The sequence below is a fragment of the Streptomyces sp. NPDC107765 genome, assembly GCF_055657085.1.
In genome coordinates, this window is record NZ_JBVKBL010000017.1 from 145,575 (window position 1) to 170,342 (window position 24,768).

Below are 24,768 nucleotides of genomic sequence, written 5' to 3' on the forward strand. Positions count from 1 at the left end.
CGTGCCGCTGCCCCTGCCCCGGCGGGCCGTCCGCCGGCTGGCCGCCGACGCCGGGCTGCTGGCCGTCGCGGTGGCGTTCGCCGTGCCGCTGCTGTGGCTGGTACTGGCATCGCTGGACGCGCACGCCACGCTGCGGGTGCGGCCGCCCACGCCGCCCACGCTGGGGAACTTCTCGGCGGTGCTGACCGACGAGATCACCTTCACGCCGATGCTCAACAGCCTGCTGATCTGCGGCGGCGCCACCCTGCTCACCGTGGTCTGCGCGGCGCTGGCCGCCTATCCGCTGTCCCGCTTCCGCTCCCGCTTCGCCCGCCCGTACCTGCTGACCATCCTGTTCTCGACGTGTCTGCCGATCACCGCGGTGATGGTGCCGGTGTACGGGCTGTTCGTGCAGATCAATCTGATCGACACCCGCTACGGCACCGCACTGTTCCTGGCCGCGGCCCAACTCCCGTTCGCCGTCTGGCTGATGAAGAACTTCATGGACGGGGTGCCGCGGGCGCTGGAGGAGGCGGCATGGACGGACGGCGCGTCGTGGCGGCAGACCCTGCTGCGGGTGATCCTGCCGCTGATGGGCCCCGGACTCGCGGTGGTCGCCATCTACACCTTCATCATGATGTGGGGCAATTTCTTCGTGCCGTTCATGCTGCTACTCTCCCCGGAGCAACTGCCCGCCTCGGTCAGCATTTTCAATTTCTTCGGCAATTACGGGGCCATCGCGTTCGGCGAACTCGCGGCATTCTCTCTCCTTTACTCGACACCCGTGGTGCTGCTGTACGTCCTCATTTCCCGCCGACTCGGCGGGGGTTTCGCACTGGGCGGCGCCGTGAAGGGGTAGTGAAGGAGCGGTGGGCCGGGTCGGCGCTGGTGAGCGACCGATCGGCCGGAAATCTTCACGCCCCTGCCGGGAAAAACCGACCGGCTAGGAGGTTCCTACGACTTTCATCCTTGGATTTCCACACGATAGGTGCGAAGTCACCTCGTCACTTACCGTGTACCGGTGAACACGCACGCCGGGGAGCCGCGCAGGCCCCCTTTCGACGCCACCGCCGCACGCCGGCTCCGCGAGGCCCTCGGCATGACCCCTGCCCATGTCGCCTACGGAATTCGCGCCGCTTATGGAATTCCGGTGTCCCCGGCCACGGTGGCGTCCTGGGAATTGGGGGAAAGCGCCCCTACGGAATCCGAACTGACCGCACTCGCCGGCGCCCTGTGGTGTGCGCCGGGCGAACTGCTGGGCGCCCCCGGCACCTTGCGCGAGTACCGCCTCGCCGCCGGCCTGGCACCGGACGCGCTCGCCCTGCGGATCGGCATGGACCCGGCCGCGTACGCACGCCTGGAGGCGGGCGGGAAGTGGGGCGGCACCGAGCGGCAGGCCGCCGCGCTGGCCGAGGCGCTGGACCTGCCGCTGCCCGCGCTGCTCCGCTTCACCGGCCAGGACGCCAGGCTCGCCGGGCTGCTGACCAGCGCCGCCACCACCCGCTGGCAGGCGTACGTCCGGCCGGTCGGCAAGCTCGTCCCGCTGCCCAAGCAGCGGATCCAGGAGGTCCTGCAAGCGCTGCACACCGACTACCAGGCATCGATGGCGGCCACGCTCAACTGGGGCGGCGGCGACGGGACCGGGGAGTCGGGCAGGGCGGGGCGCGCCTTCCTCGACGAGATCCTGGCCGAGTTCTGGGCCCGGGTCGGCGATCTGCCCTGACCTCGCACGGCCGAGGGGGAGGTGAGGCGCACGGCCGCGGCACGGCGGCGGCCGGGCAACCCCGAGGGATCCCGTCGGTCCCAGGTCGTAGGGCCGTCCCCCCAGAGGAGGACGCCGGACCCCGCCGTCACTCTTCCGATCGGCCCGGCTTTCGGTCCCTGGGGCCGACGACCGCGCTGACCTGCGCCGTCGAGGATGGGGAGGTCGAATTTTCCATCCTCTCCCAGGAGTCCCCGTGTCCCACCCGGCCGCCGTCCCGGGCCTTCCCGGCTCGTTCGCACCCACCCGCACCACCGGCGCCGTCGCCGCCCGCGCCACCGACCTGAGCAAGGTCTACGGCCAGGGGGAGACCCGGGTGGTGGCGCTGGACTCCGTCTCCGTGGAGTTCGGCAAGGCCCGGTTCACCGCGATCATGGGCCCGTCCGGCTCCGGCAAGTCCACGCTGATGCACTGCATGGCCGGCCTGGACAAGATCTCCGACGGTTCGGCCCGGATCGGGGACGTCGAGCTGGGCTCGCTCAACGACAAGCAGCTGACCCGGCTGCGCCGCGACAAGATCGGCTTCATCTTCCAGGCGTTCAACCTGCTGCCCACCCTCACCGCGCTGGAGAACATCACCCTCCCCATGGACATCGCGGGCCGCAAGCCCGACCAGGAGTGGGTCAGCGCGGTCATCGAGACCGTCGGGCTGGGCGGGCGGCTGGCGCACCGGCCGGCCCAGCTCTCCGGCGGCCAGCAGCAGCGGGTCGCGGTGGCCCGGGCGCTGGCCGCCCGGCCGGAGATCATCTTCGCCGACGAGCCGACCGGCAACCTCGACTCCCGCTCCGGCGCCGAGGTGCTGGGCTTCCTGCGCGAGTCGGTGCGGGCGATGGAACAGACCGTGGTGATGGTCACCCACGACCCGGTCGCGGCCGGCTATGCGGACCGGGTGGTCTTCCTGGCCGACGGCCGGGTCGTCGAGGAGCTGCACGAACCGACCGCGGACTCGGTGCTCGACCGGATGCGGCTGTTCGACGCCAAGGGCCGGACGAGCTGACCGAGGGCCGGACGAGCCGACGCGGGCCCGTCCCGCCCCTGCCGCGCCTCCGGGCGCAGCCCTTCCTCCCCCGCCACCGGACCAGGACTGACACCACCACCATGCTGCGTACCGCCCTGCGCAACCTCCTTGCGCACAAAGCCCGATTGATGATGACCGCGCTCGCGGTGCTGCTCGGCGTCGCCTTCGTCGCCGGCACCCTCATCTTCAGCGACACCGTCGGCGAGGCCATCAAGAAGGCCTCCGCCAGAAACCTCGACGGGGTGGCCGTCTCCGTCCAGGACGTCCCCGACCCCAAGGCGCCGGTCACCGGCAAGGACGGCAAACGGACCACCCTCCTCGACGACAAGCTGGCGGACCGCATCCGCGCCCTGCCCGGCGTGACGTCCGTGCGGCGCAACGTCACCGGCACGGCCACCGTCGCCGGCCCGGACGGCGCACCGATCGGCGACAGCTGGCAGAACCTCGCCGCCAACTTCCAGCCGGACAAGGACGGCCACGACCCCCGCTACCCGCTGAAGCAGGGCCGCGGACCGGCCGCCGCGAACGAGATCGCGCTGGACGAGGCCACCGCGAAGGCGTCCGGCCACAAGCTCGGCGACTCCGTGAAGTTCGCCATCGACGGCCCGGCGCTGACCAAGAAGCTGGTCGGCATCGTGACCACCGACGATCCGCAGGTGACCGCGGGCGGCAGCCTCGCCCTCTTCGACACCGCCACCGCGCAGAAGCTGTATCTGCACCCCGGTCAGTTCGGCGAGCTGGTGGTGGGCGCCGCGCCCGGCGCCGATCAGCAGGCACTGACCGCGAAGGTCCGCGAGATCCTGCCCAAGGACCGCGCCGAGGCGACCAGCGGTGCCACGCTCGCCAGCGAGCAGTCCACGATGATCGCCGAGAAGAACAATTCCCTGTCCCAGACGCTGCTGGCCTTCGCCGGGATCGCGCTGTTCATCGGCGTCTTCATCATCGCCAACACCTTCACCATGCTGATCTCCCAGCGCAGCCGGGAGATCGCCCTGCTGCGCGCGGTCGGCGCCTCCCGCCGGCAGGTGGTCCGTTCGGTCCTCGCCGAGGCGGCCCTGCTGGGGCTGATCTCCTCGGCCATCGGTCTCGCGCTGGGCCTGGGGCTCGCGGTGAGCCTGCGGGCGGTGCTCAACGCCAACGGCGCGGGCTTCCCGAACGGACCGGTCGTCATCAGCCCGACCGCGGTGCTCTCCGCACTCGGCGTGGGCGTCGTGGTGACCGTACTGGCCGCCTGGCTGCCGTCCCGCAAGGCCGCGAAGATCGCCCCGGTGGAGGCGCTCAACACCGTCGAGGCGCCGCCGGCACCGCGCAGCCTGGTGATCCGCAACTCCCTCGGCGCGGTCATCACCGGCGTCGGTGTCGCGATCATGTTCTACGTCCGCACCCTGACGTCCGTCGACGACCTGACGACCGCGATGGCGGGCTCGCTGGTGACGCTGACCGGCGTCATCATCCTCGCGCCGCTGCTGTCGCGGCCCCTGGTCTCGCTGGCGGGCGTCGTCACCACCCGGCTCTTCGGCGTCAGCGGCAAGCTGGCCAAGGAGAACGCGCTGCGCAACCCCCGCCGCACGGCGGCGACCGCCTCGGCGCTGATGATCGGCCTCACCCTGATGACCGGCATGACGGTCGTCGGGATCTCCACGCAGCAGGCCATGGACGAGATGGCGGCCAAGGGGCTGACCGCCGACCTCAAGATCACCACCTCGACGTACACCGGCCTGGACACCGCGCGGTCGCAGAAGGTGGCGGACATCCCCGGCGTCGAGGCGATGGCCCCGCTGCGCCGCACGGGCATCCGGTCGGCCACCTACTCCATGAGTCTGATCGGCACCGACCTCACCACGATCGGCAAGGTCGCCCAACTGGACTTCGTCGGCGGCTCGTTGCCGCACGCCGGAACCGACGGCATCGCGGTCTCCCAGGACATGGCCAAGAAGAAGGGCTGGCACCCCGGCGACACCCTCGATGCCACGTTCCCCGACGACAAGAGGACCAAGCTGCGGATCACCGGAATCTACGCGGACAACGAGGTGCTCGGCGACTCGATCGGCGCCACCTCGGTGGTCGATCCGCACCTGGACCGGCCGCTGAACGACGAGCTGCTGGTCAAGGCCGAGGACGGCCGCACGGACGGGCTTTCGGCGCCGATCCGGCACGCGCTCGGCGACAGCCCGCTGCTGAAGGTCCAGGACCGCGCCGACCTGCGCAAGGAGAGCGCCGGGAACGTCAACACGGTGCTCTACATCTCCTACGGGCTGCTGGGCATGTCCGTCGTCATCGCGGTGGTGGGTGTCGTCAACACCCTCGCCATGTCGGTCTTCGAGCGGACCCGTGAGATCGGGATGCTGCGGGCGATCGGACTGGCCCGCAGCGGCATCAAGCAGATGGTCCGGCTGGAGTCGGTGGTCATCGCGCTGTTCGGCGCGGGCCTGGGAATCGGCCTGGGGGTCTTCCTCTCCTGGGCCGCCGGCACCATGCTCGGCCACGGTCTCCCCACCTACCAGCTGCTGCTGCCCTGGGGCAGGCTCGGGCTGTTCCTGCTGATCGCGCTGGTCGTGGGCGTGCTGGCGGCGGTGTGGCCGGCCCGCCGGGCCGCCCGGCTGAACATGCTGGAGGCGATCGGCGCGGAGTGACCGCGCGGACGAACGGCGGCGCGCCTTCCCTCGACCGAGGGGAGGCGCGCCGCCGTCGTACGCGGTACGGCTCGGGGATCAGAAGACCGACTCGGCCTCGTCCATCCGCCAGCCCGGCACGGTCTTGAGCTCGGTGATCGCGTCGGCCAGCGGCACCATCGTGATGTCCGTGCCGCGCAGTGCGGTCATCCTGCCGAAGTCACCGCGGTGCGCGGCCTCGACGGCGTGCCAGCCGAAGCGGGTGGCGAGCACCCGGTCGTAGGCGGTCGGGGTGCCGCCGCGCTGGACGTGACCGAGGATGACCGGCCGGGCCTCCTTGCCGAGGCGGTGCTCCAGCTCGCGGGCGAGGGCGGTGCCGATGCCCTGGAAGCGCTCGTGGCCGAACTGGTCGATGGCGCCCTTGCCGTAGTCCATGGTTCCCGGCGCCGGGTGTGCGCCCTCGGCGACGCAGATGACCGCGAACTTCTTGCCGCGGGCGAACCGCTCCTCGACCATCGCGCACAGGTCGGCCGGGTCGAAGGGGCGCTCGGGCAGGCAGATGGCGTGCGCGCCGCCGGCCATCCCGGACTCCAGCGCGATCCAGCCGGCGTGCCGGCCCATCACCTCGACGACCATGACCCGCTGGTGGGACTCCGCGGTGGTCTTGAGGCGGTCGATGGCCTCGGTGGCCACGCCGACGGCGGTGTCGAAGCCGAAGGTGCGGTCGGTGGAGGAGATGTCGTTGTCGATGGTCTTGGGGACGCCGACGACGGGCAGTCCGGCGTCCGACAGCATCCGGGCCGCGGTGAGGGTGCCCTCGCCGCCGATCGGGATCAGGACGTCGATGCCGTAGTCCTTGGAGTGGTCCTTGGCGTCCTCGCAGGCCTCTTGCAGCCGGGCGCGCTCCAGCCGGGAAGAGCCGAGGATGGTGCCGCCGCGGGCGAGGATGCCGCTGACCGCCTCCAGGTCCAGCTTGCGGAAGCGGCCGTCGAGCAGGCCGGCGAAGCCGTCCTCGAAACCTATGACCTCGTCGCCGTGGCCGGTGAGGGCGCGGTGGACGACGGACCGGATCACAGCGTTCAGGCCGGGGCAGTCGCCGCCTGCGGTGAGGACTCCGATACGCATCGTGCTGTGTCTCCTGTGCTCGCTGTGGGTTCCTGAGCCGGTCCGATTGTTTCACGGGCCCGACGGGTCCCGGCCGCACACATCGACCCCACCCCTACTGTCCCCGCCCGGCCCCCTCAAGGGAAACTGGAGGGGCGACCTAGCCACACGCGCAGGTATTGTCAAGAGGGGCAAGCCCACCATAACGGCCAATTTTGACCTTGCGCCCCACGGAATGGACGGAGAGCACGCGTGACGCGCAGCGTATACGTGACCGGTATCGACCGCGGCGACGGCCGCCAGGTCGTCGAGCTGGGAGTCATGGAACTCCTGACCCGCCATGTCGACCGGGTGGGGGTCTTCCGCCCGCTGGTCCACGACGGACCGGACCGCCTCTTCGACCTGCTGCGGGCCCGCTACCGGCTCGCCCAGTCCCCCGAGACCGTATACGGCATGGGCTACGACGAGGCCGCCGCGCTCCAGGCCGAGCGCGGCACCGACGAGCTGGTCTCCCACCTCGTCGACCGCTTCCACGCGGTGGCCCGCGACTACGAGTACGTCCTGGTCCTCGGCTCCGACTACGCCGACACCAGCCTGCCCGACGAGCTGAGCCTGAACGCCCGGCTGGCCAACGAATTCGGCGCCTCGCTGATCGCCGTCGTCGGCGGCCAGGGCCAGGAGGCCGAGTCGGTCCGCGCCGAGGCCCGCAACGCCTACCGCGCCTTCCAGTCACTGGGCTGCGACGTGGTCTCCGTGATCGTCAACCGGGTGGCCCCCGAACTGCGCGAGGCGGTCGTCGAGCGGCTCGCCGCCCGGCTGCCGGTGCCCTGCTACGCGCTCCCCGAGGACGGCTCGCTCTCCGCGCCGACCGTCGGCCAGATCGTGCACACCCTCGGTGCCGAGATACTCCTGGGCGACGACTCCGGCCTGGCCCGGGACGCCCGCGACTTCGTCTTCGGCGGCGCCATGCTGCCGACCTTCCTGCCGGCCCTCACCCCCGGCTGCCTCGTGGTGACCCCCGGGGACCGGGCCGACCTGGTCATCGGCTCGCTCGCCGCGCACAGCGCCGGGGCCCCGCCGATCGCCGGCGTGCTGCTCACCCTCGACGAACGGCCCGGCCCCGACATCATGGCGCTGGCCGGCCGGCTCGCCCCCGGCACCCCGGTGGTCTCCGTACCGGGCGGCTCCTTCCCGACCGCCGCCGAGCTGTTCGCCATCGAGGGCAAGCTCAACGCCGCCTCGCCGCGCAAGGCGGAGACCGCGCTGGGCCTCTTCGAGCGGCACGTGGACACCGTCGAGCTGACCGACCGGATCTCGGTGGCCCGCTCCGGCCGGGTCACCCCGATGATGTTCGAGCACGAGCTGATCGAGCGCTCCCGGTCCGCCCGCCGCCGGGTCGTCCTCCCCGAGGGCACCGAGGAGCGGGTGCTGCGCGCCGCCGACGTGCTGCTGCGCCGCGACGTGTGCGACCTGACGCTGCTGGGCGAGGAGGAGGCGATCCGCAAGCGCGCCGCCGACCTGGCCATCGACCTGGCGGACGCCCAGATCATCGACCCGCAGACCTCCGAGCTGCGCGAGCGGTTCGCCGAGCTGTACGCGAAGGCGCGCGCCCACAAGGGCGTCAGTTATGAGCTGGCCTACGACGTGGTCGCCGACGTCTCCTACTTCGGCACGCTGATGGTCCAGGAGGGCCTGGCCGACGGTATGGTCTCCGGTGCGGTGCACTCCACCGCGGCGACCATCCGCCCGGCCTTCGAGATCATCAAGACCAAGCCGAACGCGCAGATCGTCTCGTCGGTGTTCTTCATGTGCCTGGCCGACCGGGTGCTGGTCTACGGCGACTGCGCGGTCAACCCGGACCCGAACGCCGAGCAGCTGGCCGACATCGCCATCCAGTCGGCCACCACCGCGGCCCAGTTCGGCGTCGAGCCGCGGATCGCGATGCTGTCGTACTCCACCGGCACCTCCGGCTCCGGCGCGGACGTCGACAAGGTCCGCAAGGCCACCGAGCTGGTCCGGGAGCTCCGTCCCGACCTCAAGGTCGAGGGCCCGATCCAGTACGACGCGGCGGTGGACGCGGCGGTCGCGCGGACCAAGCTGCCGGAATCCGACGTGGCCGGCAAGGCGACCGTGCTGATCTTCCCGGACCTCAACACCGGCAACAACACCTACAAGGCCGTGCAGCGCTCGGCCGGTGCGGTCGCCGTCGGCCCGGTCCTGCAGGGCCTGCGCAAGCCGGTCAACGACCTCTCGCGCGGTGCGCTGGTCCAGGACATCGTCAACACCGTCGCGATCACCGCCATCCAGGCGCAGGGTGCCCGGCCCGGCGCCGGACCCACCGCCTGAACCCGCCGAACCCTTCCCGCAACCCACCGGAAAGCACCAGATGTCTGCCACTGCCACCCGCGTCCTCGTCCTCAACTCCGGCTCCTCGTCGGTGAAGTACCAGCTGCTCGACATGGCCGCGGAGCCGGACAGCGGCTCCGCCGCGGGCACCCGGCTCGCCGTCGGGCTCGTCGAGCGGATCGGTGAAGAGAGCTCGCGCCTGGTGCACACCCCGCTGGCGGCCGGCGGCGAGAAGCGGGAGACCGAGGGCGCGATAGCCGACCACGACGCCGCGCTGAAGGCCGTCGCCGCGGAGCTGGCCGCCGACGGCCTCGGCCTGGACTCCCCCGAACTGGCCGCGATCGGGCACCGGGTGGTGCACGGCGGGCTGAAGTTCACCGCGCCGACCGTGATCGACGACGCGGTGCTGGCGGAGATCGAACGGCTGGTGCCGGTCGCCCCGCTGCACAACCCGGCGAACATCACCGGCATCCGGACCGCCCGGGCGCTCCGCCCCGACCTGCCGCAGGTCGCCGTCTTCGACACCGCCTTCCACACCACGATGCCGGAGCACGCGGCCCGTTACGCCATCGACGTGGCGACCGCCGACGCCCACCGCATCCGCCGGTACGGCTTCCACGGCACCTCGCACGCGTACGTCTCCCGCAAGACCGCCGAGCTGCTGGGCAAGGACCCCTCCGAGGTCAACGTCATCGTGCTGCACCTGGGCAACGGCGCCTCCGCCTCGGCGGTGGCCGGCGGCCGCTGCGTGGACACCTCGATGGGCCTGACGCCGCTGGAGGGGCTGGTCATGGGCACCCGGTCCGGCGACATCGACCCGGCGGTGACCTTCCACCTCAAGCGGGTGGCGGGGATGTCGACGGACGAGATCGACGCGCTGCTCAACAAGAAGAGCGGGCTGGTCGGGCTCTGCGGCGACAACGACATGCGGGAGATCCGCCGCCGGATCGACGAGGGCGACGAGCGGGCCCGGCTCGCCTTCGACATCTACATCCACCGGCTGAAGAAGTACATCGGCGCCTACAGCGCGGTGCTCGGCAAGGTCGACGCGGTGGCCTTCACCGCGGGCGTCGGCGAGAACGCCGCCCCGGTGCGCGAGGCCGCCGTCGCCGGCCTGGAAGAGATGGGGCTGGCCGTGGACGCCTCGCTGAACGCCGTACGCTCCGGCGAGCCGCGGCTGATCTCGCCCGAGTACGCCCGGGTCGCGGTCGCCGTGGTGCCCACCGACGAGGAACTGGAGATCGCCCAGCAGACATACGCCCTGGTCAACGCCTAGACGTTGGTGTTTTCGCCTACCGGAATATTCCGCTCTGAAACAAACCGATAGGATCCAAGCCATGCGCCGTTCCAAAATCGTCTGCACCCTGGGCCCCGCCGTCGACTCCTTCGAGCAGCTGAAGACGCTGATCGAGGCCGGTATGAATGTGGCCCGTTTCAACATGAGCCACGGGACCCACTCGGAGCACGAGGAGCGGTACCACCGACTCCGCAAGGCCCAGGAGGAGACCGGCCGCGCCATCGGCGTGCTGGCCGACCTCCAGGGCCCCAAGATCCGTCTGGAGACCTTCGCCGACGGCCCGGTGGAGCTGGTGCGCGGCGACGAGTTCGTCATCACCACCGAGGACGTCCCCGGCGACAAGACCATCTGCGGCACGACCTACAAGGGCCTGCCCGGTGACGTCTCCAAGGGCGACCCGGTCCTGATCAACGACGGCAACGTCGCGCTCCAGGTCGTCGAGGTCGACGGCCCGCAGGTGCGCACCATCGTCATCGAGGGCGGGGTCATCTCCGACCACAAGGGCATCAACCTGCCCGGCGCCGCGGTGAACGTCCCCGCGCTGTCCGAGAAGGACATCGAGGACCTGAAGTTCGCCCTGAAGATGGGCTGCGACATGGTCGCGCTGTCCTTCGTCCGGGACGCCAAGGACGTGCAGGACGTGCACCGCGTCATGGACCAGGTGGGCCGCCGGGTGCCGGTCATCGCCAAGGTGGAGAAGCCGCAGGCGGTGGCCAACATGGAGGAGGTCGTGATGGCCTTCGACGCCGTCATGGTCGCCCGTGGCGACCTGGCGGTGGAGTACCCGCTGGAGAAGGTCCCGATGGTGCAGAAGCGCCTGGTGGAGCTGTGCCGCCGGAACGCCAAGCCGGTGATCGTCGCGACCCAGATGATGGAGTCGATGATCACCAACTCCCGGCCGACCCGCGCCGAGGCGTCCGACGTCGCCAACGCCATCCTTGACGGCGCCGACGCGGTCATGCTCTCCGCGGAGTCCTCGGTCGGCCAGTACCCGATCGAGACCGTCAAGACGATGTCGAAGATCGTCGAGGCGGCCGAGGAGGAGCTGCTCTCCAAGGGCCTGCAGCCGCTGGTGCCCGGCAAGAAGCCGCGTACGCAGGGTGGTTCGGTGGCCCGTGCGGCCGCCGAGATGGCCGACTTCCTCAACGGCAAGGCGCTGGTGGCCTTCACCAAGTCCGGTGACACCGCCCGCCGGCTGTCCCGCTACCGCGCGGTCCAGCCGATCCTGGCCTTCACCACCGACGTCTCCACCCGCAACCAGCTCACGCTCAGCTGGGGCGTGGACAGCTTCGTGGTGGAGCACGTCGACAACACCGATGCCATGGTCGACCTGGTGGACGCCGAGCTGCTCAAGCTCCAGCGCTACAGCGAGGGCGACACCATGATCATCACCGCCGGTTCGCCCCCCGGCGTCCCCGGCACCACCAACATGGTCCGGGTGCACCACCTCGGCGGCGGACGCGGCTGACGCTCCCGTACGACGAAACGGCGGTGGGCCGCCCCTCTTGGGAGGGGCGGCCCACCGCCGTTTCCGCGGCTCCCGGAACGTTCCGGCCGGGTGGTGTTCCCGGTCAGTCCTCGATGGACACGTTCATGCCCGGGACGGTGAGGTTGCCGCCGAACTGGCCCGCCTGGTCGAGCTTCACCTTGGTGAAGTACGCGTAGGAGATGTTGAGCGGCGGCGGGTGCTCCGGATCGAAGACGATCGGGATCAGCCCGAAGAGGTTGGCCTGCAGCCGCTCGGTGTACATGGTCACCTTGCCGCCGGTGATCGTGGACTTGGAGTGGGGCGTCGACCGGACGTGGTAGTGCTTGCCGGACGCCTTGTCGTCCACGATCTGGTGCAGGTCGCCGATGTCCACGCTGTCCGCGGTGAACTTCAGGGCCTGCTTGGTGTGGCCGCTCTGCGTGGTGACGTTGACGACGCCCTCGTAGTTGAGACCGCGCAGGGTCAGACCGCTGGACTCCAGGTGCCAGGGGTCGTCGGGCAGTGTGACGGGCGTCTGCTCGTCCTTGCCCTTCTGCTTGTTCTCGACGACGCAGGGGTACGACTTCTTGCCGTCGGCGTCCTTGCCGTCCAGACCGCCGCCGGGCAGGGCGTTGTCGGCCGTGCCCACCGCGCCGTGCACGGTGTCGTTGACCGTCTTCGACCCGTTCTTGAGGTCACCGGCCCGCTTGGCGCCGTCCGTGAGGCCGTCGACGGTCTCCTTGACCGGGTCGGTGGCCTTGTTGTCGCCGGACGCGGTGTCCTTGGCCGCGTCGCCGGACGTGGACTCCTTCGACGCCGAGGCCGAGGGGGACGGAGTCGTGCTCGGCGAGGCGGACGCCTTGTCGTCGTCCGACGAGCCCCCGCCGAGGAGACCGCCGAGCGCGTCGCCGATCCCGCCCAGCAGACCCCCGTCGTCCTTCTTCTCCTCGGAGGCCGACGGCGACGGGGTCGCGGAGCCCGAGGGCTCGCCGGTCTTCGAGGCGGAGCCGGACGGCGTGGCCTCGGGTGTCGTGTCCGCCTGCTTGCCGGCCGAGGGCGACGGCGAGGCGGAGGGCTTGGCGGACGGCGTGCTGTCGTCCTTCGCCGGTCCGTCGGCCTTCTTGTCCTTCGCGCCGCCCTTGGCCTTCTTGCCGTCCTGCCCGTCCACCTTGTCCGGAGCAGTGACGCACGGCCCGTCCTTGAAGGGGCTCTTGGGCGGCGCCGGCTTGGCGATCGCCATCTGGGGCGTCAGCCCCATGCCCATGAGGACGGCGGACGGCATGGCGGCGATCGCGATCGCCTTGCCCGCGGGCACGTGGAGCCGAGTCAGCAGCGGCTTTTTCGGCGCCGCGTGCCTCGGCCCGGTTCTCGCCCCGGCGGCTGCGTTCTCCTCATGCAGCTCGTCACCCGGCACGGTGCCTCCCGTTCATTCCGTTGATCGGGCTCGTTCCTGACAGGTCGTCCAGTCCGTTGCCCGACCCGCGGGCGGGGTCCGTCGCGACCACCGGCCCGGCGACGTTGCGGACCGGCTCACCCGCGTCGTCCCCGTTCTTCTCCGGCGTGCCCGGTGCCCAGGCGACGCCCAGGCCACCGCCGATCAGCCCCATCAGGAAGCCGACCACGAGACCGCCGAAGTTCGAGACGACGATGGAGACCAGGGCCAGCAGGATCGCCGCCACACCGGCGAAGACCCGCGAGGCCGGCTGGAACCACATGGTCAGCCCGAGCACGACCAGCAGAACGCCGATGATCAGCGAGCCGGCGCCGGCGGTGGTGGACATGCGGACGGTCAGGGAACCGAGCGTGAGGTTCGCGTAGGGGAGGTACATGATCGGGAGGCCGGCCAGCAGAGTCAGCAACCCGCCCCAGAACGGGCGGTGTCCGCGCCACTCCCGGAACGAAATCCGCTTCCGGCCGACGGACTCGATCAGCCTTGGTCGCGTTTCGGCGCTCATGTCGTACAGCTCCTCGGGACTGGCAAATCGGTGGTTCTGAGCTGAGATGTCTACCAAGCGCTACCCGGCGTACGGGCACGGGGAACGGCGTGGGCCACCGCACTGGCGTGAGGCCCCGCGCCCGTACGCTCAGTGCGTCAGTAGCACTCGTTCTTGCCCTTGGCGACACTCATCTTCAGGCCGCTGAGCTTGAAGGTGCCGGCCGTCGTGGCCCACGCCGTCTGCTTGACGTGGGTGAGTACGGCCGAGTCGGCCTCCTGGGCGAACGAGCCCGGGTCGGTCTTGTCGCCCTTCTGAATGCCGGGGCCCTTGGACGTCGATCCCGCAGCAACACCGATGTTGATGTTGTTGAAGGTCGCGTCCGCGTCCAGCTGATCGAGGTCGATGTAGAGGTTCTTCGCCTCCACCGGCGTGCTGCCGCCACCGGCCGACAGCTTCAGCGACACATCGCCGAAGACCGGGACCGGAACGACCACCGACTGGCACAGGTTCTTGATCTTGGCGTTGGAGAACGCCGAGACCGCCACCGGGACAGCCTTGCCGCCCTTCTGGGCGTCAATGGCTCCGTACTGGACGAAGCCGGTGCCGTCCAGCCGGTCCGTAGTGACCTTGAACTGCTGGCCGGACACACTGAACGACGCCGCAAGGGCACCCTGCGACAGGGCGACACCGATCGCGGCGGTCGCCGCCACGCTCGGCACCATGACAACGGCGAACCGCTTCCATCTGGTCCCGCCACGAGCCAGGGACTCCATGACTTTCCTCCTTCTCGGACGTACATCTCCGGTGCCTGCCGCCCGAGTTGGGACGGCGGTACCTGGGATGGGAGAAGTGCTACGTCCTCGGGAAGGAGAGCGCCCGTCTCGGAGGCACATCGTGTTCCGAATACCGGCGATCACCCCCGAGCGACAACCACTGGCCACGCTCTCGCGCAACCTCCTTGGACAGGCTCTACCGAAGGGGCAGAGACCCCCCTGTCCACGGCCGGCGCCACTGCCGCCGACCACTCGGTGGGGACCCAAGTGCCCCGTCGCGCCGACCGGATGCCGGGCTGGGGGAATGGACCGAGCGTGGCCGATCGTGGTCCATTCACGGCCCGTACACAAGGGGCTCGTTACTTGCGGGTAACGGGCTGATAACCACGTGACGACCGACCGGCATCAGCTCGCCACGGACGGTCGCCACTCACCGCGAAGAGACATCGCGCAATTGCGGACACACTGCCGCAAGGGGGTCGCTTTGACTTACTCCAAGTAACAGCGGCCACGTTTACCAAGTTTAGGTAAAACGTGGCCGCTGCTTCGTTTGTTTGGTCAACTCGCGTAGGGCGTACAGGTCAGAAGCGGACGCCTGGTCAGAAGCGGACGCCTCGTAGGACAGCGGGTCAGAACAGCACCCGGGCGAGCGCGGTACGCGCCGCCGTCACCCGCGGATCCTCCGCACCGATGACCTCGAACAGCTCCAACAGCCGGAGCCGCGCGGCCTCCCGGTCGTCCCCGGCGGTCCGCCGCACCGTCTCGACCAGCCGGCCGAAGGCGTCCTCGACATGCCCGCCGACCAGGTCCAGGTCCGCGGCGCGGATCTGCGCCGGCACGTCGGCCGGGTTTTCCGCGGCCTCCTTGCGCACCGCCTGCGGATCCAGGTCCTGCACCCGCTGCAGGAGTTCGGCCTGCGCGAGGCCGAGCTTGGCCTCCGGGTTGGCCGGGTCGTCGGAGAGGACGTTCTTGTACGCCTGGACGGCGCCGCCCAGATCACCGGCGTCCAGCGCCTGGCTGGCGGCCTCCAGCAGCGCGTCGTACGGACCCGGCGCGGGCGCGGGGGCCGGCTGTTCGGCCGCGGCCTGCGCGTCGACCGGACCGCCGACGATGCCGAACTGCTGCTCGGCGGCCTGCACCAGCTGGTCCAGCACCTGCCGGATCTGCGCCTCCGGGGCCGCGCCCTGGAACAGCGGGATCGGCTGCCCGGCGACCACCGCGAAGACCGCCGGGATGCCCTGCACCCCGAACTGCTGGAACAGCATCTGGTTGGCGTCGACGTCGATCTTCGCCAGGACGAACGCACCGGCGTACTCGTTCGCGAGGCGCTCCAGCAGCGGACCCAGCTGCTTGCACGGCTCGCACCACTCGGCCCAGAAGTCGATGACCACCGGGACCTCGGTGGAGCGCTGCAGGACGTCCTGCTGGAACCCGGCCTCGTCGACGTCGTACACCAGGCGGGCCCCGCCGGCCGGCGCCCGGCCCGTACGGGCGGCCTCGGCGCGCGCCTGCTCGGCCTTCTGCTTCGCTTCCCCGGCCGCCTTCACCGCTGCGAGGTCGACGACTCCACTCATGGACATGTTGCGTGGCTGCATGGGTCCATCCTCCCCCCTGGGCGGCCCGTTCCGGAAAGCGATCCGGAAAGCGGTGCGGTCGGTCGACGTGGTCAGCGTTTCCGGCTGCCGGACAGCCGGGGTGGTACTCGGTGGTGCGGTCGGCCTCAAGGGCCGTACACATGGCCTCGGGTCCCCACCCAGGCCGGTGGTTGTCGCCCATGACGGATCCGCACCCGAAGGAGGGATACCAGTCTTACGCTACGGGTCGTAGCGTAACTCGCCGTCGCCCCTGCGCGACAACCGGTTCCGGCCCCGCGCTCCGTGATCTCCCTCACGAGCCGCCCCGCCCCGGCCCGTACTGGCCGGTATGGTCGCCCGCATGCACCACTCCGCCAGCCCGAGGAAGGGCCGCACGGGCCGCCCGCGCAGCGCCGAGACCGGCCACGCGATCCTCAGCGCCACCCGTGCCGCACTCGTCGACCTCGGCTGGGGAGGACTGACCATGAGCGCGGTGGCGGCCCGCGCCGGAGTCGCCAAGACGACGCTCTACCGCCGCTGGGCCAACAAGAACGAGCTCGTCGTGGACGCCGTGGCGGTCCTCTTCGACGAGCTCGAACTCCCCGACCGGGGCTCCCTGCGGGCCGACATCGAGGGCGTGGTGCTGCAGTTCGGCGCGCTGCTGGCCCGGCCCGAGACCAAGACGGCCCTGATGGCCGTGGTCGCCGAGTCCACCACCGACGAGGCGCTGCACGAACGGATCCGCTCGGCCATCGTCGACCGCCAGAAGCGCCTGGTCCTGCTGGGCCGGGCGCGGGCCCAGGAACGCGGCGAACTGCCGGCCGACACCCCCGGCGAGGACGGCGCGCGGACCGCCGCCCGCACCATGGACCTGATCTTCGACGTGATCGCCGGCGCGATCGTGCACCGCACCCTGGTCAGCGGCGAACCGGTGGACGCCGACTGGGGACGGGACTTCACCGCCCTCTTCCTCGGCGGACTGGCCGGCCTGGACGGTCAGACCGGCCGGACCGCCGCGACCGCGGAACAGCGGGACGCGGAGAACGCGGAGCGGCAGCGGGACCCGTAGCAGGCGGACGTGCAACGAAGGGACGCGGAGCCGGGAGACGCGAAGCCGGAGACGCGGGGTCGGAGACGGAGACGCGGAGGAGCAGAGGGGCGCGGATCAGACCTGGTAACGGTCGGCCGCGAAGAGGTGCAGATGCTCGGCGACCCATGCCGAGGTCCGCTTCAGCCCCTCCTCCAGGGAGACCTCCGGCTGCCACCCGGACCACTCGCGCGCCCGGGAGTTGTCCGACAGCAGCCGCTCCACCTCGCTGCCGGAGGGCCGCAGCCGCGCCGGATCGACCACCACCTCCGCGTCCCGCCCCGACGCGGCGATCAGCGCCTCGGCGAGCGCGCCGATCGCGATCTCCTGCCCGGTGCCGAGGTTGACCACCTGCCCCAGCGCCCGGTCGCAGTCGGCCAGCGCCAGGAACCCGGCCGCGGTGTCCGTGACGTAGGTGAAGTCCCGGGTCGGGGTGAGCGAACCGAGCTTGATCTCCCGGGCGCCGGCGTGCAGTTGGGCCAGGATCGTGGGGATCACGGCCCGCGCGGACTGCCGGGGCCCGTAGGTGTTGAACGGCCGCACCACCGTCACCGGCAGCTCGAAGGCGTGCCAGTGCGACAGCGCCATCATGTCCGCCCCGATCTTCGAGGCGGAGTACGGCGACTGCGGCTGCAGCGGGTGGTCCTCGGCGATCGGCGCGGTCCGCGCGGTCCCGTAGACCTCGCTCGTGGAGGTGTGCACCAGCCGCCGTACCGCGTGCCGACGGCAGGCCTCCGCCACGTTCTCCGTGCCCACCACATTGGTCTGCACGTACGCGCCCGGCGAGTCGTAGCTGTACGGGATCCCGATCAGCGCGGCCAGATGGAAGACCGTGTCGCAGCCGGCGACCGCGTCCGCCACCCGGCCCGCGTCCCGTACGTCCCCCGCGACCATCTCCACCCGCCCGCCCGGCGTCAGATGGTGCGCCAGATTGCCCTTCTCCGCGTACGGCTTGTAATGGACGAACGCCCTTACCTCGGCGCCGGCGTCGACGAGCAGATCGACCAGGGCGGAACCGATGAACCCCTCGGCCCCGGTGACCAGGACCCGGCGGCCGGCCCAGTTCTGCGTGCTGTTGGTCATGCTGACTCCTTCAGGTGGGTGTTCAGGTGGGTGCTCAGGTGGTGGGGGTGGTGGCCGGCCAGCGCCAGGGCCTTGGCGGCCAGCAGGTCCGCGGCGCGCGCATGGGTGCCGGGGTCGGCGGCCGCACCCATCGCGGCCAGTCGGGCGGGGTCCGTCAGCAGCGGGGTGACCAGCGCGTCCAGCCGCTCCGCGGTGGTCTCGGCGTCGGGCAGCAGCACCGCGGCGCCGTCGTCGGAGAGCACCCGCGCGTTGTGCGTCTGGTGGTCGCCGGGCGCATGCGGATACGGCACGAGCACCGCCGGCATGCCGATCGTGGCCAGCTCGGCGACGGTCGCCGAACCGGCCCGGCACACCACGAGGTCCGCCGCGGCGTACGCGAGGTCCATCCGGTCCAGGTAGGGCACGGCCTCGGCGACCGCCGCCCCGCCGTTGGCCGCCAGCAGGGCCCGGGTCTCCTCCAGGGCCGCGGGGCCGGTCTTGATCAGCATCCGCAGATCGGTGTGCGCCCGGTACCGGGCGGCGAGCCCCACCGCCGCATCGGTCAGCCGGGCCGCGCCCAGGCTGCCGCCGTTGACGAGCAACAGCCGGGCCCCGTCCGGGACACCCAGCGCCCGCCGGGCGGCCGGCCGCAGCGCCGTACGGTCCAGCCCGGCGAGCGGGCCCACCAGTGGCATCCCGACCGTCTCGGCGCGCTCCCCGCCCGCCAGATGCGGCCGGCTGCGGTCGAAGGCGAGGGCGAGGTGCGGGGTCAGGCGGGCCGCGAACCGGTTCGCCCGGCCGGGCACCGCGTTGGATTCGTGGATCAGGCTGGGCAGTCCGGCCAGCCGCGCCCCGACGATCACCGGGGCGCTCGGATAGCCGCCCATCCCGACCGCCACCTGGGCGCCCTGCTCCTTGAGGATCGTCCGGACCTGGGCGCCCGAGCGCAGCAGCGCGGCCGGCAGCAGATAACGTCGGGCGCCGAGCGAGCGGTCGAAGGGGATCATGTCGACGGTGTGCAGCCGGTACCCGGCCTGCGGGATCAGCCGGGTTTCCAGCCCGCGTTCGGTCCCGACGAACGAGATCACGGCATCGGGCACGGCCCTGCGGAGCGCGTCGGCGAGGGCGAGGCCGGGGTAGATGTGACCGCCGGTGCCACCCGCCCCGATCACGACAGAGAGTGGTGTGCGCATGGCCGCCACGCTCGCCATGTGCCCTAAGAAGCTTCTAAGAGAGGTGTTTGGCAGCCTATGTCCATGCCGCCGTCCACTCCCGGGTACGCCCCGGCCCCCAAGATCCTGGTCGTCGACGACGAACCGGAGGTGCGTGCCGCCGTGGAGGACGGCCTGTCCGTGGAGGGCTACGCGGTCCGCGGCGCCGCCGACGGCCTGGCCGCGCTCTCGGAGGTCGCCGCCTGGCAGCCGGACGCCATCGTCCTGGACGTGATGATGCCGGTGCTGGACGGGCTCGCGGTCTGCCGCCGGCTGCGCGCACTGGACGACCGCACGCCCATCCTCGTACTGACCGCACTGGACTCGGTCAGCGAACGCGTCGACGGACTGGACGCCGGCGCCGACGACTACCTGGTCAAGCCCTTCGCCCTGGACGAACTGCTGGCCCGGCTACGGGCCCTGCTGCGCCGGGCCGCGGCCCCCGCCACGGAGGACACCCGGCTCTCCTTCGACGACCTGGTCGTCGATCCGGTCACCCGCACCGGCCACCGCGCCGGCCGCCCCCTGGAGTTCAGCCGTACCGAATGGGCGCTGCTGGAGCTGCTCCTGCTGCACCCGGGCCAGGTACTGCCCCGCGAGATGATCCTGGAGCGCGTCTGGGGCCGCGACTTCGGGCCGGACTCCAACTCCCTGGCGGTGTACGTCGGTTACCTCCGCCGCAAACTGGAGGCCGGCGGCGAGCCCCGCCTGGTCCACACCGTGCACGGCATCGGCTACCGCCTGGGCCTCGCGGAGAACCGATGAGCGGATCGATGGGCGGACCGACGGGCGGATCGATGGGCGGGGAGCACGGGGCGCGGGCGAACGGTGCGCGGACGCACGGTGCGGGGATGCACGGTGCCGGGAGGAGCGGAACAGGGGCGCAGGGGCCGGGGGATGCCGACGGCACCCAGGGGGCGGGTGCTCCGGAGACGGCCCCCTGGCGGCGCCATCACCACCCCCTCCGCACCCGGCTCGCCCTGGCCGCCTCGGCCGCGGTCGCCCTGGTGGCGGTCGGTGTCTGCGCCGCCGCCTTCGTGATCATCAGCTACCAGATGACCCGCCAGCTCGAACTCAACCTCGCCCAGACGGCCACCCAGAAGATCCACGAGACCCGCGGCTGGGGCCCGACCGTGAGCGACGCCTCCTGCCGCTACCAGGCCGTGCCCTGCTTCCAGATCGTCCCCGCCGACCCGGCGAAGGACCCACGCGGCGGCTACCGCGTGCTGCCGGTCTCGGACGCCACCCGCCAGGTCGCGGCCGGCCGGCACGCGCCGTACTACCGCGACCTGACGGTCGACGGGCAGCCCGTCCGGATGTACACCGCGCCGCGCCCCGGCGGCCATGAGGCGATCCAGGTGGCGCTCCGCTCGGACACCGTCGAACGCGGCGTACGGCACGCCGCCTGGGCGCTGTCCGCGGTCGGCGGCGCCGGCATCCTGCTCGCCGCCGCGCTCGGCTACGCGGTCTCCCGGGCGGGCCTGGCGCCGGTCGCCCGCCTCACCGCGACCGCGGAACGCATCGCCGCCACCCGCGACCCCCGCCACCGCATCGCGCTGCCGGCCGGCCCGACCGCCCACGAGGACGAACTCACCCGCCTCGCCGCCACCTTCAACACCATGCTCGCGGCTCTGGAGCAGTCCGTCACCGCCCAGCGCCGCCTGGTCGCCGACGCCTCCCACGAACTACGGACGCCACTGACCGCACTCCGTACCAACGCCGAACTGCTCGCCCGCGCCGACCGCCTGACCGACGCCCAGCGCGACCGCGCCTCGGCGGCCCTGAACCGGCAGCTGCGCGAGGTCACCACCCTCGTCAACGACCTCATCGAACTCGCCCGGGACGAGGAGCCCCGGCCCCTGGTCGAACAGGTCCGCCCGGCCGCCCTCCTGGAACACGCGGTGGCCACCGCCCGCGAACACTGGCCGGAGACCACCTTCACCCTCCGCATCACCCCCGAAGCGGCCCCGGTCACCACCCCCGGCGTCCCCTCCCGCCTGACCCGCCTGCTCTCCAACCTCCTCGACAACGCGGCCAAGTTCTCCCCACCGGGCGGACCGGTGGAGGCCGAACTCGACTGCGCTGCCGGTGAGTTGAACCTGACGGTCCGCGACCACGGCCCGGGCATCGCCCCCGAAGACCTCCCCCACGTCTTCGACCGCTTCTACCGCGCCCACGCCGCCCGCGCCCTCCCCGGCTCGGGCCTGGGCCTCGCCATGGCCCGCCAGATCGCCCACGCCCACTCCGCCGACCTCACGGCGGAACAGGCCCCGGGCGGCGGCGCACTGTTCCGGCTGCGGATGCCGGTGCCGTCCCCCTGAGGGCGGTCACCGAGGCCGATTACCGAGAGCGGTTACCGAGGCTGGTATCCGGCGCCGACCCCATCGGCCTCCGCCTCCACGGCCTTCTCCTCGACCCGTGCCCGCACCGCCTGCCGGTCCTCCGGCGCCATCGACCGCCAGCTCTCCCGCATCCCGGCGAGCCCATCGGTCAGCGCCCGGTAGCCGGACGGGTCGTCGAGCACGTCCTTGAGCTCAAGGCGTCCGCCGAGCAGCTTGCGTGCGAGGTCCTGGGCCTCGGGCGGAGCCGACGCGTTGTCCCGTACGGCCCGCAGGGACCGGGTGAGGTGCTCGTTCTGCTCCTCGGCGAGATCCCGGTCCTCGATGGGGTCGTCCCGCTCGCCGGGGGCGCTGAAGCGGACGTGGTTGCTGCTCATGGATCTGGTTCCTCTCACCCGAAGGCGTCGCGGGCACGGTCGGCCTCGGCTCGGCCGCTCTCGGTGGTGGGGGCGGGGGGAGGGGTGGGGGCGGCGGTGGCGGTACGGGTCGACGCGGCGCCGTCACCCTCGGAGGAGGCCGTGGAGCTACCCGTCCCGGAGGAGGCCGTGGAGCTACCCGCCCCGGAGGAGGCGGTGGAGCTGCCGGACCCGGAAGACCCGGCCCCTTCGCCGGACGAGGAGCCGGAACCGCCCTCGGACGCACCACCCTCGGTCGAGCTCTCGCCCTCGGCCGCCGGTTCCTTGTCCTTGTAGCGGACACCGTGGAGTTCCCGGACCCCCTTGGCCGTCTCCTCGCGTCCGTCCCAGATCTGCTTACCGCCCTCGGCGAAGTCGCCCTGCGCGACTTCGCCGACGCCCTGACCCATGTGGTACAGGCCCGTACCGGCCTGACTGAGGTCCTTGACCTTGTCCCCGGCGAGACCGAGCCCCTTGCCGTCGAGGTTCACCAGGGGCTTCAGCCCCGCCTTGCCGGCTTCCGCCCAGTCGAACCCGTCCTGCGCCCCGAAATGGCTCTTGATGCCCTGGGTCGCGATGTTCCCCCCGAGCCCCTTGGCCGCGTCCTTGACGAAGTCCATGGCGAGCTCCTTCAGCATCTCGCCGACCTTCTTCTCCACCTTCTGGGCGAGCGCGTCCTTGACGGCTTGGACGATCTTCTGCTTCGCCTCGGTGATGATCCGGCGGAGGAGGACCCGGGTCGTCACCGTGGCCGCGGCCGCGCCGGCCTCGGAGGCGCCGAGGGTGACCGGAGCCGCCGCCTGGGCGACGGCGAACTCGATGGCCAGGGCGATGAGTTGGGCAATCACCGCGAGCTTCATCACCAGGACGATCGTGGCGACCACCTGCAACACGATGGCGAGGGCGTCCGCCGCGTCGGCGGCCTCTTCCAGGAAGCCGCCGTCGCCGCCGTACTTCTTCCAGGTCTTGTCGAACGCCTCGACCGCCTCACCGGAGTTGGCGCCGTGCACGGCGTTGGAGGCGGTGACACCCTGCGACTGGTACTGGCGGGCTGCGGCAGCGAAGTTGCTCCAGCCCTCCGCGGCGTCCCGCATCTTGTCCTCGTCGACATTGGGCCATTGGAAACCCAGCAGATCGAGGATCCAGTCGAGCTCGGTAGGCAGCGTAACGGCCACGTGAGGTTTCCCCCGGAAAACGGTCTTGTTGATGCGGACGAGCGAGAAAGAGGCGTATCGAAAGGGCGTCAGCCGGCGAAGTGCGGTCGCTGGGCCGCGTATGTGGCCATGTGGTCGTGCTGGTCCTGCTCGGTGGAGTCGTAGTGCGCGCCCATCGCTTCCAGCTTTTCGCCGATCTTGGTGATCTCCTCACCGAGGTGCGGCATGGAGTCGCAGAGCCCCTCGGCCACCGGCGCGTAGAAATTGTTGAACATGTCGAGGAAGTCGTCCTTCCCCCACGCCTCCGCAGGATCGCCGCCGCACGCGGCTTTCAGCTTCTTGGCGGCCTCACCGAATCCGGAGCCAATTTCTCGGAAGACGCCACCCTGCGTCTTCAGAACTCCCGGATCGACGTCATAACCGGCACCTGCCATGTCTCCCCCTCGAAATGGCCTCGACGTACGAATGGCGAATGCAAAGAACGCGCCAACCGTAACGTACGGTATCCGGGGCCCGCGGCCACCCATGTGAGGGAACGGTGGAGATCCCTTTCACGTCCGGTGCAACCGCCGCCGCCCATCGAAGAGTTACAGCAGCCGCCGCAACTCCGGCGACGACCATGAAAGGGAATATCCGTAATGTTCCGATTTCAGGCCCCACCTGCCGTAAAGCACTTTCTATGGCAGTGCGTTCCCGTGCTCGCGGCCCTTGCCTTCCTGGCCATCGGTTTTTCGTCCGGCCGGTCGGCCTTGGCTTCCGCCGGCGCCACCGGAACGTCCGGGCATTTCCGCGTCGCGAATTGCCAGTCGGTCTATCACCACTCCCGTCACGGCCATTCCTACACCGACTACACCTGCACCGGGACCTTTCGCCCGGACGCCGGAAAAGCGAACGACCCCCGAGCGGAAATGACCGCCCTGGACGATTCCGTACCTGCGGGTGCCGAACTCCCAGCCCAACTGACCGGCGGCCACCACGTCGAACTGGTCAATACCGCCCTGGCTCTGCGGTCGTTCGTCGGAGCGTTCGCCTGCCTGCTCCCCGTGGCCGCCTCCCTGTTCGCGCTGTTCACCAACCTCATCAACAGCGGCCGCGGACTCCGGGAGACCTGGCGCGCCACCAAGGGCACCGCGACCCGTGCGGTCGTCCTCGGCGTCGTGGCGCTGTCGGCCGTCGGCATCGCGGTCAGCCCGCTCCTGGCCCTCCTGCTTCCGCGCTGAACCATTCCCTCACCTGCACACCGCTCTGCCCCCGAAGGGCCACGCTCGTCATGTCGACCTTCTTGTCACCCTTTTCCAGCGCTTGCTGGTAACGGAAGGCGGATTCGGCGATTTCGCCGGTGAACCAGCCGTCCTCGATACCGCACAGAATTCCTGAGGTCATCGGGACGATGGGGTGCTGCCCGTCGGGGTGAACCCGCAGACCCCGTTCCTTGATCTGGTCGAAGATCTTCTCCGCGTCCGCCTCGATGCGGTCCGTCAGCTGCTCGATGAACCACGAACCACCCAGCGGATCCGTCACATTGGCGACGCCGGTCTCCTCGACGGCCGGGATGCCCTGCACCCCGAACTGTTGGAACAGCCTCTGACCGAAGCGCTTAAGTACCGCGCAAATCCTGTGTCGTACGGTATCCGACGACATACGGCGACA

Annotated in this window: 21 protein-coding genes and 1 pseudogene; 11 read left to right on the top strand and 11 right to left on the bottom strand. The window is 70.9% G+C overall.

Annotation, left to right across the window (positions count from 1 at the left end):
• Window position 1: 1 nt before the first annotated feature.
• The 4 genes from ACZ7MX_RS32890 to ACZ7MX_RS32905 all read left to right on the top strand — a co-directional run bounded on the left by ACZ7MX_RS32890 (window position 2) and on the right by ACZ7MX_RS32905 (window position 5,392).
• Entirely contained in the window at window positions 2–838 is an 837-nt protein-coding gene (locus ACZ7MX_RS32890) for a carbohydrate ABC transporter permease (protein ID WP_472137462.1), read from the top strand.
• Window positions 839–1,078: 240 nt separating this feature from the next.
• Window positions 1,079–1,702, top strand: coding sequence for a helix-turn-helix domain-containing protein (locus ACZ7MX_RS32895; RefSeq protein WP_472137515.1), 624 nt, complete (start codon window positions 1,079–1,081; stop codon window positions 1,700–1,702).
• Window positions 1,703–1,937: 235 nt separating this feature from the next.
• The gene (locus ACZ7MX_RS32900) at window positions 1,938–2,738 is read left to right on the top strand and encodes an ABC transporter ATP-binding protein (protein WP_472137464.1); all 801 of its coding nucleotides are present in this window, start codon (window positions 1,938–1,940) and stop codon (window positions 2,736–2,738) included.
• Between the two features lie 101 nt (window positions 2,739–2,839).
• On the top strand, window positions 2,840–5,392 hold the full coding sequence (locus tag ACZ7MX_RS32905; RefSeq protein WP_472137465.1) for an ABC transporter permease: 2,553 nt from the start codon (window positions 2,840–2,842) through the stop codon (window positions 5,390–5,392).
• Window positions 5,393–5,470: 78 nt separating this feature from the next.
• Here ACZ7MX_RS32905 and ACZ7MX_RS32910 read toward each other — a convergent pair whose 3' ends face one another.
• Window positions 5,471–6,496 (bottom strand): ATP-dependent 6-phosphofructokinase, encoded by a 1,026-nt coding sequence (locus ACZ7MX_RS32910; protein WP_472137467.1) that lies wholly within the window; start codon window positions 6,494–6,496, stop codon window positions 5,471–5,473.
• 231 nt (window positions 6,497–6,727) lie between these two features.
• On the opposite strand from ACZ7MX_RS32910, the gene pta reads away from it, so the two are divergent.
• The 3 genes from pta to pyk all read left to right on the top strand — a co-directional run bounded on the left by pta (window position 6,728) and on the right by pyk (window position 11,586).
• Window positions 6,728–8,821 carry a phosphate acetyltransferase gene (gene pta / locus ACZ7MX_RS32915; RefSeq protein WP_472137468.1) on the top strand — a complete coding sequence of 698 codons (2,094 nt, stop codon included), beginning with the start codon at window positions 6,728–6,730 and terminating at the stop codon, window positions 8,819–8,821.
• Window positions 8,822–8,861: 40 nt separating this feature from the next.
• Complete coding sequence (locus ACZ7MX_RS32920) at window positions 8,862–10,097, top strand: acetate kinase (protein WP_472137470.1); 1,236 nt, start codon at window positions 8,862–8,864, stop codon at window positions 10,095–10,097.
• Between the two features lie 61 nt (window positions 10,098–10,158).
• Window positions 10,159–11,586: a pyruvate kinase gene (pyk, locus tag ACZ7MX_RS32925; RefSeq protein ID WP_030415645.1), complete on the top strand. Its 1,428-nt coding sequence runs from the start codon at window positions 10,159–10,161 to the stop codon at window positions 11,584–11,586.
• 103 nt (window positions 11,587–11,689) lie between these two features.
• Here the strand turns inward: pyk and ACZ7MX_RS32930 are convergent, their stop codons facing one another.
• The 4 genes from ACZ7MX_RS32930 to ACZ7MX_RS32945 form a co-directional block, all read right to left on the bottom strand.
• Window positions 11,690–12,901 carry a hypothetical protein gene (locus ACZ7MX_RS32930; protein WP_472137472.1) on the bottom strand — a complete coding sequence of 404 codons (1,212 nt, stop codon included), beginning with the start codon at window positions 12,899–12,901 and terminating at the stop codon, window positions 11,690–11,692.
• An 88-nt stretch (window positions 12,902–12,989) separates the two neighbouring features.
• Window positions 12,990–13,541 (bottom strand): DUF6114 domain-containing protein, encoded by a 552-nt coding sequence (locus tag ACZ7MX_RS32935; protein ID WP_472137474.1) that lies wholly within the window; start codon window positions 13,539–13,541, stop codon window positions 12,990–12,992.
• Between the two features lie 137 nt (window positions 13,542–13,678).
• Complete coding sequence (locus tag ACZ7MX_RS32940; RefSeq protein WP_030415642.1) at window positions 13,679–14,296, bottom strand: DUF6230 family protein; 618 nt, start codon at window positions 14,294–14,296, stop codon at window positions 13,679–13,681.
• A 629-nt stretch (window positions 14,297–14,925) separates the two neighbouring features.
• The gene (locus ACZ7MX_RS32945; RefSeq protein WP_472137476.1) at window positions 14,926–15,891 is read right to left on the bottom strand and encodes a tetratricopeptide repeat protein; all 966 of its coding nucleotides are present in this window, start codon (window positions 15,889–15,891) and stop codon (window positions 14,926–14,928) included.
• 340 nt (window positions 15,892–16,231) lie between these two features.
• On the opposite strand from ACZ7MX_RS32945, the gene ACZ7MX_RS32950 reads away from it, so the two are divergent.
• Entirely contained in the window at window positions 16,232–16,939 is a 708-nt protein-coding gene (locus ACZ7MX_RS32950; RefSeq protein ID WP_472137478.1) for a TetR/AcrR family transcriptional regulator, read from the top strand.
• A 96-nt stretch (window positions 16,940–17,035) separates the two neighbouring features.
• Here ACZ7MX_RS32950 and ACZ7MX_RS32955 read toward each other — a convergent pair whose 3' ends face one another.
• The gene (locus tag ACZ7MX_RS32955; protein WP_472137480.1) at window positions 17,036–18,040 is read right to left on the bottom strand and encodes an SDR family NAD(P)-dependent oxidoreductase; all 1,005 of its coding nucleotides are present in this window, start codon (window positions 18,038–18,040) and stop codon (window positions 17,036–17,038) included.
• Window positions 18,037–19,212, bottom strand: a complete 1,176-nt coding sequence (locus ACZ7MX_RS32960) for a UDP-N-acetylglucosamine--N-acetylmuramyl-(pentapeptide) pyrophosphoryl-undecaprenol N-acetylglucosamine transferase (RefSeq protein ID WP_472137482.1) — start codon at window positions 19,210–19,212, stop codon at window positions 18,037–18,039. The genes ACZ7MX_RS32955 and ACZ7MX_RS32960 overlap by 4 nt, the downstream gene beginning before the upstream one ends.
• Before the next feature lie 57 nt (window positions 19,213–19,269).
• On the opposite strand from ACZ7MX_RS32960, the gene ACZ7MX_RS32965 reads away from it, so the two are divergent.
• Window positions 19,270–19,995 (top strand): response regulator transcription factor, encoded by a 726-nt coding sequence (locus ACZ7MX_RS32965; protein WP_472137484.1) that lies wholly within the window; start codon window positions 19,270–19,272, stop codon window positions 19,993–19,995.
• Between the two features lie 86 nt (window positions 19,996–20,081).
• Window positions 20,082–21,551, top strand: a complete 1,470-nt coding sequence (locus tag ACZ7MX_RS32970; protein ID WP_472137516.1) for a sensor histidine kinase — start codon at window positions 20,082–20,084, stop codon at window positions 21,549–21,551.
• 32 nt (window positions 21,552–21,583) lie between these two features.
• On the opposite strand, the gene ACZ7MX_RS32975 is transcribed toward ACZ7MX_RS32970, so the two are convergent.
• The 3 genes from ACZ7MX_RS32975 to ACZ7MX_RS32985 form a co-directional block, all read right to left on the bottom strand.
• Window positions 21,584–21,946, bottom strand: coding sequence for a hypothetical protein (locus ACZ7MX_RS32975; RefSeq protein WP_472137486.1), 363 nt, complete (start codon window positions 21,944–21,946; stop codon window positions 21,584–21,586).
• A 14-nt stretch (window positions 21,947–21,960) separates the two neighbouring features.
• On the bottom strand, window positions 21,961–23,139 hold the full coding sequence (locus ACZ7MX_RS32980) for a WXG100-like domain-containing protein (RefSeq protein WP_472137488.1): 1,179 nt from the start codon (window positions 23,137–23,139) through the stop codon (window positions 21,961–21,963).
• A 68-nt stretch (window positions 23,140–23,207) separates the two neighbouring features.
• Window positions 23,208–23,552: a hypothetical protein gene (locus ACZ7MX_RS32985; RefSeq protein WP_472137490.1), complete on the bottom strand. Its 345-nt coding sequence runs from the start codon at window positions 23,550–23,552 to the stop codon at window positions 23,208–23,210.
• Window positions 23,553–24,026: 474 nt separating this feature from the next.
• Between ACZ7MX_RS32985 and ACZ7MX_RS32990 the strand changes: the two genes are divergently transcribed.
• Entirely contained in the window at window positions 24,027–24,338 is a 312-nt protein-coding gene (locus ACZ7MX_RS32990) for a hypothetical protein (protein ID WP_472137492.1), read from the top strand.
• A gap of 55 nt (window positions 24,339–24,393) precedes the next feature.
• Here ACZ7MX_RS32990 and ACZ7MX_RS32995 read toward each other — a convergent pair.
• A pseudogene (locus ACZ7MX_RS32995) lies at window positions 24,394–24,663 on the bottom strand (methylmalonyl-CoA mutase family protein); the annotation flags it as partial.
• Between the last annotated feature and the right edge of the window lie 105 nt (window positions 24,664–24,768).